Source organism: Streptomyces neyagawaensis (genome assembly GCF_023516595.1).
Taxonomy (GTDB): domain Bacteria; phylum Actinomycetota; class Actinomycetes; order Streptomycetales; family Streptomycetaceae; genus Streptomyces; species Streptomyces neyagawaensis.
This window is the reverse complement of record NZ_JAMGBG010000225.1, coordinates 1-9,205: the sequence shown is the minus strand read 5'-3', so window position 1 is coordinate 9,205 and position 9,205 is coordinate 1. Positions and strand designations below refer to the sequence as shown.

Genomic DNA, 9,205 nt, shown 5'->3' with positions numbered 1-9,205 from the left:
CGAACCCGGAAGCTAAGCCTCACAGCGCCGATGGTACTGCAGGGGGGACCCTGTGGGAGAGTAGGACGCCGCCGAACTCCTTTTAAAGCTCTGGCTCTTGGGCACCATGCCCAGGAGCCAGAGCTTTTTTGCGTTGAGGTAGGGTCAGGGAGCATCATTGGCTCGTTTTGCACAGGAGGCCCCCGGGTGGAGGTCCAGGAGACCCGAGTCCAGACGGACCGGGTGCTCACCATCCCGAACATCCTCAGCATGGCGCGGCTCCTCGGAGTCCCCGTCTTCCTGTGGCTGATTCTGTGGCCCGAGTTCGGCGGCCCCCAGGTCGACGGCTGGGCGCTCCTCGTGCTCGCCCTGAGCGGCGTCAGCGACTATCTGGACGGCAAGCTGGCGCGACGCTGGAACCAGATCAGCAGCCTCGGCCGGCTACTCGATCCCGCGGCAGACCGGCTCTACATTCTGTCGACATTGGTGGGCCTCACCTGGCGCGAGATTCTCCCTCTTTGGTTGACCGCTGTACTTCTCTTGCGTGAGCTGGTTCTGCTGGTGATGGTGGGCATCCTCCGTCGGCACGGCTATCCGCCGCCCCAGGTGAACTTCCTCGGCAAGGCGGCCACCTTCAACCTGATGTACGCCTTCCCCTTGCTGTTGCTCAGTGACGGAACCGGATGGATCTCGTCACTCGCTGCTATTTTCGGATGGGCGTTCGCCGGATGGGGTACAACGCTGTATTGGTGGGCAGGGATCCTCTACGTGGTTCAGGTCCGCCGACTTGTCACGGCGGACGCCATGGCCGATTGAGCCCGTCCGATGGGACAGCCGTAGTGGCTCGATGGCCCGCGTCGGAAAAGTGCGGGACAATCTGGACGGGTGAAGTCGGCTAGACCGTGTCTCTTCAAGGAGGACGCTTCCGACATGAAGGCCGTCGTGATGGCCGGAGGCGAGGGCACACGCCTTCGCCCCATGACCTCGAGCATGCCCAAGCCGCTCCTGCCCGTGGCGAACCGCCCGATCATGGAGCACGTACTGAGGCTGCTCAAAAGGCATGGGCTCAATGAGACCGTCGTTACCGTCCAGTTCCTGGCGTCACTCGTCAAGAACTACTTCGGCGACGGTGAGGAGCTCGGGATGGAGCTCACCTATGCCAATGAGGAGAAGCCACTCGGTACTGCCGGGAGCGTGAAGAACGCCGAGGAAGCACTGAAGGACGATGCCTTCCTCGTCATCTCCGGTGACGCCCTGACCGACTTCGACCTCACCGAGCTCATCAATTTCCACAAGGAAAAGGGTGCGCTCGTCACCGTCTGCCTGACCCGCGTGCCGAACCCGCTGGAATTCGGCATCACGATCGTCGACGAGGAAGGCAAGGTCGAGCGGTTCCTGGAGAAGCCCACCTGGGGACAGGTCTTCTCGGACACCGTGAACACCGGCATCTATGTGATGGAACCCGAGGTCTTCGACTATGTCGAGGCCGATGTTCCCGTCGACTGGTCCGGCGATGTCTTCCCGCAGCTCATGAAGGAAGGCAAGCCTGTCTACGGCTATGTCGCCGAGGGCTACTGGGAGGACGTCGGCACGCACGAGAGCTATGTGAAGGCACAGGCCGACGTCCTCGAAGGCAAGGTCGACGTCGAGATCGACGGGTTCGAGCTCTCACCCGGCGTGTGGATCGCCGAAGGCGCCGAAGTGCACCCCGACGCCGTGCTGCGTGGGCCGCTGTACATCGGGGACTACGCCAAGGTCGAAGCCGGCGTCGAGATCCGCGAACACACCGTGGTCGGCTCGAACGTGGTCGTGAAGAGCGGGGCCTTCCTCCACAAGGCCGTCGTCCACGACAACGTCTACATCGGACAGCACAGCAATCTGCGGGGCTGCGTCGTCGGAAAGAACACCGACATCATGCGGGCCGCGCGCGTCGAGGACGGCGCCGTCATCGGCGACGAGTGCCTCGTCGGCGAAGAATCGATCATCCAGGGGAACGTACGCGTTTACCCCTTCAAGACGATCGAGGCCGGCGCGTTCGTCAACACGTCGGTGATCTGGGAGTCCCGCGGACAGGCGCATCTCTTCGGTGCCCGTGGAGTGTCCGGAATCCTGAACGTGGAGATCACCCCGGAGCTGGCCGTGCGGCTTGCCGGGGCGTATGCGACGACCCTGAAGAAGGGCTCGACGGTCACCACCGCACGTGACCACTCCCGAGGCGCGCGTGCCCTCAAGCGGGCGGTCATTTCGGCGCTGCAGGCCAGCGCCATCGACGTACGGGACCTGGAGAACGTGCCGCTGCCGGTGGCCCGACAGCAGACCGCTCGGGGCAGTGCCGGCGGGATCATGATCCGGACCACGCCGGGTGTGCCGGACTCCGTCGACATCATGTTCTTCGACAGTCAGGGAGCCGACCTGTCGCAGGCCAGCCAGCGCAAGCTGGACCGGGTGTTCGCGCGGCAGGAGTACCGGCGCGCGTTCCCGGGCGAGATCGGCGATCTGCACTTCCCGGCCAGCGTCTTCGACTCGTACACCGGTTCCCTGCTGCGGAACGTCGACACTACGGGTATCGCCGAATCGGGGCTCAAGGTCGTCGTCGACGCGTCCAACGGCAGCGCCGGTCTCGTACTGCCGAGCCTGCTCGGCAAGCTGGGCGTCGACTCGCTGACGATCAATCCCGGCCTCGACGAGTCGAGGCCGACGGAGACGGGCGACATGCGGCGGTCGGGACTCGTGCGGCTCGGCGAGATCGTGGCGTCGTCACGGGCCGCGTTCGGAGTGCGGTTCGACCCCGTCGGCGAGCGTCTGTCCCTGGTCGACGAGAAGGGGCGGATCGTCGAGGACGACCGAGCCCTGCTGGTGATGCTCGACCTGGTGGCCGCGGAGCGGCGGAGCGGGCGCGTGGCCCTGCCGGTGACCACCACCAGGATCGCGGAACAGGTCGCCGCCTACCACGGCACGCAGGTCGAGTGGACGACCACCTCGCCGGACGACCTGACCCGGGTCGGCGGCGACGAGACGACCATCTTCGGCGGAGACGGGCGCGGCGGGTTCATCGTGCCGGAGTTCAGCAGCGTCTTCGACGGGACGGCGGCTTTCGTACGGCTCATCGGGCTGGTGGCGCGGACACAGCTCACGCTGAGCCAGATCGACGCGCGCATTCCGCGGGCGCATGTCCTCAAGCGGGATCTCGCCACTCCGTGGGCCGTCAAGGGGCTGGTGATGCGCCGGGTCGTGGAGGCCGCCGGCAATCGCTTTGTCGACACGACCGACGGTGTGCGGGTCGTGGAGACCGACGGGCGGTGGGTGATGGTCCTGCCGGACCCGGCGGAGGCCGTCACGCATCTGTGGGCCGAAGGGCCCGACGACGCCTCGGCGCAGGCCCTGCTCGACGAATGGTCGTCGGTGGTGGACAGCGCCGGACGCTGAAACACCCGCCACACGCGCGTGCCGGACAAGTGCCCCCAACGGGGCCTGTCCGGCACGCGGGTGGGGCCATTCGGAGGTAGTGGGCGCGACGTGCGACGATGTGCGGCATGCCGCAGCAGCCCCCCGTTCGGAGCAGCCCCGCGCGCCCGTCGCGTCCGGACGCCTCCATGTCGCTGCTCAACAACGTCATGGACCACAGCCTCGACGACGGCTATGCCGAGGCCGCCGCCCGGAAGAAGGCCGACGGCACCGGGGGCATGCCGAAAACCGTACGGGCGAAGCTGGGCCTCGCCGTCGGGCTGGTGCTCGCCGCCCTGGTGGTGACCGTGGGTGCGGCGCAGGCGCGGATCAGCGCCCCGGCGCTGGCCAAGGAGCGCGAGGAGCTCATCGACCGCATCCACCAGCAGACCGCGGCCGCGGACAAACTGGAGGACTCCGTCGACGACCTCCGTGACGACGTGAGCGCGCGCCAGCGCGAGGCGCTCAAGGACGGCGGCAGCGGCCAGGGTGACCTCGTGGGCATCCTGTCGGGCGCTGTCGAGGTGCACGGCCCCGGCGTGAAGCTCGTCGTCAACGACTCGAAGAACGCCAGTCAGGGCGGTGACGGCGACCCCCGCGAGACCTCCGGGTTCTCCGACACCGGGCGCGTGCGCGACCGTGACATGCAGCGGGTCGTCAACGGCCTGTGGGAGTCGGGCGCCGAGGCCGTCTCGATCAACGGACAGCGGCTCACCGCGCTGTCGGCGATCAGGGCCGCCGGCGACGCCATACTGGTCGACAACAAGCCGCTGGTGCCGCCGTACACGGTGCTCGCGGTGGGGGACGGGCAGCGGCTGAGCACCAGGTTCCAGAACAGCCCCGACGGGCTGTACCTGCATGCCCTGCAAGAGAACTTCGGAATCCGGACGAGCATCTCCGCCGAGAGCGACATCAAGGTGCCCGCCGCGCCGAGTGTGATCGTACGAACAGCAGAACCGAGCACTAGGAAGGGCACATCGTGATCGCCGTACTGGGCCTCGTCCTCGGAGTCGTGGCCGGACTGTTGGTCCGGCCCGAGGTACCCGCGGTGGTCGAGCCGTACCTCCCCATCGCCGTCGTCGCGGCCCTGGACGCCGTGTTCGGCGGTCTGCGCGCCATGCTGGACGGGATCTTCGACGACAAGGTCTTCGTGGTGTCGTTCCTGTCCAACGTGGTCGTGGCCGCCCTGATCGTGTTCCTCGGAGACAAGTTGGGTGTGGGGGCCCAGCTGTCCACGGGCGTCGTGGTCGTTCTCGGCATCCGCATCTTCTCCAACGCCGCGGCGATCCGCCGGCACGTGTTCCGGGCGTGAGGCCGATGAGCGAGAGGCACGAGACGCCGAGGCCGGCGGCGCGCGCCGGCGGGGCGGACGACGACGAGCCGACGACCCGGTTGCGCCGCGAGCTGCCGCAGGAGGTCCCCGTCACGGCCGCCGAAGGGCCCGACACGGCCACGCCCGACGAGAAGAACCGGCTGACCGGACGGCAGCGGCTGGCCCAGGGACTGTGGCCGCCGCGCTTCACACGGGCCCAACTCATCGTGGCCGTGCTGCTGTTCGGCCTGGGCTTCGGCCTGGCCGTCCAGGTGGCCTCCAACAACGACGACAGCGCGCTGCGCGGCGCACGCCAGGAAGATCTCGTACGCATCCTCGATGAACTGGATGACCGTACTCAGCGTCTGGAGGAGGAGAAGCAGGGTCTCGAGGATCAGCGCACCGAGTTGGAGAACAGCTCGGACCAGGCCGAGGAGGCACGCAAGCAGACCGTCGAGAAGGAGAGACAACTCGGCGTGCTGGCGGGCACCGTGGCCGCGCAGGGACCCGGCATCACGCTGACGATCAACGACACGAAGGGGACGGTCGAGGCGGACATGTTGCTCGACGCGATCCAGGAGCTGCGCGCCGCCGGCGCGGAGGCGATCCAGGTGAACGGCGTACGCGTCGTCGCCAGCACCTACCTCACCGATTCCGGCAAGGGAATCAGTGTCGACGGGAACAAGATCACCCAGCCCTTTCGTTTCAAGGTCATCGGCAACCCGCAGGACCTCGAGCCCGCGTTGAACATCCCCGGAGGCGTGGTGCAGACACTGGAGAAGGAGCAGGCCACCGTGACCGTGGAGCGGGCTGACAAGATCGTCGTGGACGCCTTGCGAGCGGCGAAGCGGCCTGACTACGCTCGGTCGTCCTCCCAGTGAACCGCAGGTGCATAGGGGTCGTCCGGCGAGGGCAAGAGGTTGCGGGGGGTCGGCGCACCGAATGGGTGGTGCGTGGTGGAAACTGTCTGGTGGAAACGGACGTTGTGAGGATGTCCGGGTCGGCCGGTGTGTTCAGTCAGGGTTCGTCCTGCCCCACGGGCGGGTCTGTTTCGGTCAAGGGGAATCGCCCGTGAAGTTGTTTGCGAAGTTGTTCGGCAAGAGCGCGCGAGAGGACAGCGGCAACGCGACCTCCCGCCATCGCGCGCAGCCTTCGGAGGCCGAGGGCCAGGGTGGCGAGCGCCCCCTGTTCCGGGACCAGGTCGCTGGTCCGGGCGGTGACATTTCCGGAGGTCAGGGCGCGCCGTCTGTTGACCCTGCCCAGTCGGGCCGCATAGGTTTCGGGGACCCGTCAGCCTCAGGTACGGGTGGAGGGTTTGCCACCGACCCGTATGCGTCCAATGCCCCGGCGGGGCAGCCGCGGCAGGAGGATCCGTCGATGTCGGCCCTGGTGTGTACGAGGTGCGGTAACCGCAACGCGGAGAACAGCCGCTTCTGCTCGAACTGCGGTGCGCCGCTGCGTCCCGGGGCCGTGCCGGAGCGTCCGTCCGAGACGACCTCCACGATCTCGATCTCCGGCCTCGAGGCCTACGACTCCGAGACGACAGGTCAGACGCAGCTGCCGGCGCTCTCGCCGGAGGCCCAGGCCGCCGTCGACGCGCTGCCGCTCGGCTCGGCACTCCTCGTCGTACGCCGCGGGCCGAACGCGGGCAGCCGCTTCCTGCTCGACAGCGACCTGACGACGGCGGGCCGTCACCCGCAGAGCGACATCTTCCTGGACGACGTCACGGTCTCCCGTCGCCATGTGGAGTTCCGCCGGGCCCAGGACGGCTCGTTCACGGTCGCCGACGTCGGCAGCCTGAACGGCACGTACGTCAACCGTGAGCGGATCGACCAGGTCGCCCTGCACAACGGTGACGAGGTGCAGATCGGCAAGTACCGGCTGGTCTTCTACGCGAGCCAGCGGGGTTACTGACCCGCCCCCGGACTCGATCCGGGGGGAATCCCCAGGGAAGGTCCATGCTTCGAACAACGAGCGGTGGTGCCGATCACGGCACCACCGCCGCGGACAGTGGCCTGATGAGCATCGGCTCGGTGCTGAACCTGCTGCGCGAGGAATTCCCCGAGGTCACGATCTCCAAGATTCGTTTCCTGGAGTCGGAGGGGCTCATCGAGCCGCAGCGGACCCCCTCGGGGTATCGCAAGTTCAGCGCCGGGGACGTCGAGCGTCTCGGACATGTCCTGAGGATGCAGCGGGACCACTATCTGCCGCTCAAGGTGATCCGTGAGCACCTGGCGGCCCTGGAACGGGGCGAGGACGTCCGGCTGCCGTCGGTGGGCCGCCAGCGGGACATCGGCGACGGAGAGCGGCTGAGCGAGCTCTTCGGGGAGCCCGAGGAGCCCACCGCCGCCCGGATCGGGCGGGCCGAGCTGCTGGCCGGTGCCGGGATCGGCGAGGAGCAGCTGGCCGAGTGGGAGTCGTACGGGCTCGTGGCGCCGCTGCCGGACGGCACGTACGACGCCGAGGCCCTCACGGTCGCCACGCTTGTGGTGGAACTGGGGCGGTTCGGTATCGAGCCGAGGCATCTGCGGGTGATGCGGGCCGCCGCCGACCGTGAGGCGGGCCTCGTGGAGCAGGTGGTCGCGCCGCTGCGCCGCCACCGCAATCCCCAGACCAGAGCGCATGCGGAGGACCGTACGCGGGAGCTGGCGGGGCTCACGGTGAAGCTGCACGCCGCGCTGGTGCAGAGCGCGCTGGGTGTTCGGCTCCGCTGAAGAGGGGTGTTCGCCTGTGGCGGATCGTCCGGCCTATCCGTGCTCGACTACCCAAACATCCCGAGCACGGCCTAGGGTTGCTGTGTGAACGAGCTCGATGTCGTAGGTGTCCGGGTCGAAATGCCCTCCAACCAACCGATCGTGCTCCTGCGTGAAGTGGGAGGCGACCGTTACCTCCCCATCTGGATCGGGCCCGGGGAGGCCACCGCGATCGCCTTCGCCCAGCAGGGCATGGCCCCCGCGCGGCCGCTGACCCACGACCTGTTCAAGGACGTGCTGGAGGCCGTCGGCCAGGAGCTCACGGAAGTGCGCATCACGGATCTGCGTGAGGGCGTCTTCTACGCGGAGCTGGTCTTCGCCAGCGGTGTCGAGGTGAGCGCCAGGCCCTCCGACGCCATAGCGCTGGCGCTGCGCACCGGGACGCCGATCTTCGGCAGTGACGGGGTGCTCGACGATGCGGGCATCGCGATCCCGGACGAGCAGGAGGACGAGGTGGAGAAGTTCCGCGAGTTCCTCGACCAGATCTCGCCGGAGGACTTCGGTACCAGCAGCCAGTGAGGCCGGGCTGCGGTGGTGTCGGGCCTCGAGGCCGCCGGGCCGTCGGCCCGTGGCGCGGGGCCAAGTCGCCGTCGCGCCAACCGGGGCCTGTGGACCGCCGGGCCGCGCCGCCGCGGGGCTGCGCGGTCGTGACCGGCGGGATCAGCACCGCGTGCCGCCCACGGCCTGTCGGAGCGCCGACCGATCGGGTCGGGGCCGGGTGGTGTCGGTCAGAGGGGCGGCTTCACGAGAGTCCGGCACCTGACACGTGCCCATGCGGTGTCCTGGGGTTCCGCTTAGCACATTCGGCTAGCCTTTCCCCGCGGAAGGGCACGGGAAACCACTCTCAGGGTGATTATCACTCGGCGTGCCGAGTGTGGCGGTCGTTGACGCGCCCCTGGTGGCTGCCTACCGTCGATAAGGCAGGTCAAGGACGGAGGTCGGCGTGAGGAACAGCGGCGACGGTACGGCTGGGGGTGCCCCCGGACGCAGTCTGAGGGGAGAGCGGCTCGTACCCTCCCCCGAGCGCTCGGCTCCGCTCGAGCAGGGGCTATCCCCATTCCGGCGGCGCGGCCGGTCCCGTTCCACAGTTGCCGACGGCTGTCCAGGACAGCACGGAGGCCGAGCACGAGCCCCACGAGAACGTCGGGTACCGCGGCCCCACCGCGTGTGCCGCCGCAGGCATCACCTATCGCCAGCTCGACTACTGGGCCCGCACCGGCCTGGTGGAGCCCAGCGTGCGGTCCGCCCACGGGTCCGGGACACAGCGGCTCTACAGCTTCAGGGATGTCGTCGTCCTCAAGATCGTGAAACGGTTCCTCGACACCGGCGTCTCCCTGCAGAACATCCGCACAGCCGTCCAGCACCTGCGGGAGCGGGGCTTCAGCGATCTGGAGCGGATGACGCTGATGAGCGACGGGGCCACGGTCTACGAATGCACCTCGCCGGACGAGGTCCACGCCCTTCTCCAAGGCGGCCAGGGGATCTTCGGGATCGCCGTCGGGGTCGTCTGGCGTGATGTGGAAAGCGCTCTCTCGCAGTTGCACGGCGAGCGGATCGACACGGGCGAGACCCTGGTCCGCCCCAACCCCGCGGACGAACTGGCGCGCAGGCGCAACCGCGCGGTCTGAGCGGAGCGCTCGCGGCGGCCGCGCGCGGCGCGCGGCGGCGGGCCCGAGGGACGGGCGGCGGTGGGCCCGAGTGGCGGGCGGCTGCCCCC

The 9,205-nt window shown here is 68.4% G+C and carries 9 protein-coding genes and 1 rRNA gene; all 10 read left to right on the top strand.

Annotated features, from left to right (window positions below; translation table 11 throughout):
- A 5S ribosomal RNA gene (gene rrf / locus M8J73_RS44270) occupies nucleotides 1–77 on the top strand; the annotation flags it as partial.
- A 109-nt stretch (nucleotides 78–186) separates the two neighbouring features.
- The gene (gene clsA, locus M8J73_RS44265) at nucleotides 187–795 is read left to right on the top strand and encodes a cardiolipin synthase ClsA (RefSeq protein WP_055538048.1); all 609 of its coding nucleotides are present in this window, start codon (nucleotides 187–189) and stop codon (nucleotides 793–795) included.
- 114 nt (nucleotides 796–909) lie between these two features.
- Nucleotides 910–3,405 carry a mannose-1-phosphate guanyltransferase gene (locus M8J73_RS44260; protein ID WP_055538049.1) on the top strand — a complete coding sequence of 832 codons (2,496 nt, stop codon included), beginning with the start codon at nucleotides 910–912 and terminating at the stop codon, nucleotides 3,403–3,405.
- A 98-nt stretch (nucleotides 3,406–3,503) separates the two neighbouring features.
- A complete protein-coding gene (locus M8J73_RS44255) occupies nucleotides 3,504–4,406 on the top strand; it encodes a DUF881 domain-containing protein (protein WP_107423940.1) in 903 nt (300 codons plus the stop codon).
- Complete coding sequence (locus tag M8J73_RS44250; protein ID WP_009343209.1) at nucleotides 4,403–4,735, top strand: small basic family protein; 333 nt, start codon at nucleotides 4,403–4,405, stop codon at nucleotides 4,733–4,735. The genes M8J73_RS44255 and M8J73_RS44250 overlap by 4 nt, the downstream gene beginning before the upstream one ends.
- A gap of 5 nt (nucleotides 4,736–4,740) precedes the next feature.
- Nucleotides 4,741–5,616, top strand: coding sequence for a DUF881 domain-containing protein (locus tag M8J73_RS44245; RefSeq protein ID WP_055538051.1), 876 nt, complete (start codon nucleotides 4,741–4,743; stop codon nucleotides 5,614–5,616).
- A gap of 61 nt (nucleotides 5,617–5,677) precedes the next feature.
- Complete coding sequence (locus M8J73_RS44240; protein ID WP_079049810.1) at nucleotides 5,678–6,649, top strand: zinc-ribbon and FHA domain-containing protein; 972 nt, start codon at nucleotides 5,678–5,680, stop codon at nucleotides 6,647–6,649.
- A gap of 44 nt (nucleotides 6,650–6,693) precedes the next feature.
- Nucleotides 6,694–7,449, top strand: coding sequence for a transcriptional regulator FtsR (gene ftsR, locus M8J73_RS44235; RefSeq protein ID WP_063799179.1), 756 nt, complete (start codon nucleotides 6,694–6,696; stop codon nucleotides 7,447–7,449).
- Between the two features lie 84 nt (nucleotides 7,450–7,533).
- Nucleotides 7,534–8,007 (top strand): bifunctional nuclease family protein, encoded by a 474-nt coding sequence (locus M8J73_RS44230; protein WP_028797289.1) that lies wholly within the window; start codon nucleotides 7,534–7,536, stop codon nucleotides 8,005–8,007.
- Between the two features lie 569 nt (nucleotides 8,008–8,576).
- Nucleotides 8,577–9,116, top strand: coding sequence for a MerR family transcriptional regulator (locus M8J73_RS44225; RefSeq protein ID WP_055538053.1), 540 nt, complete (start codon nucleotides 8,577–8,579; stop codon nucleotides 9,114–9,116).
- The last annotated feature ends 89 nt before the right edge of the window (nucleotides 9,117–9,205 follow it).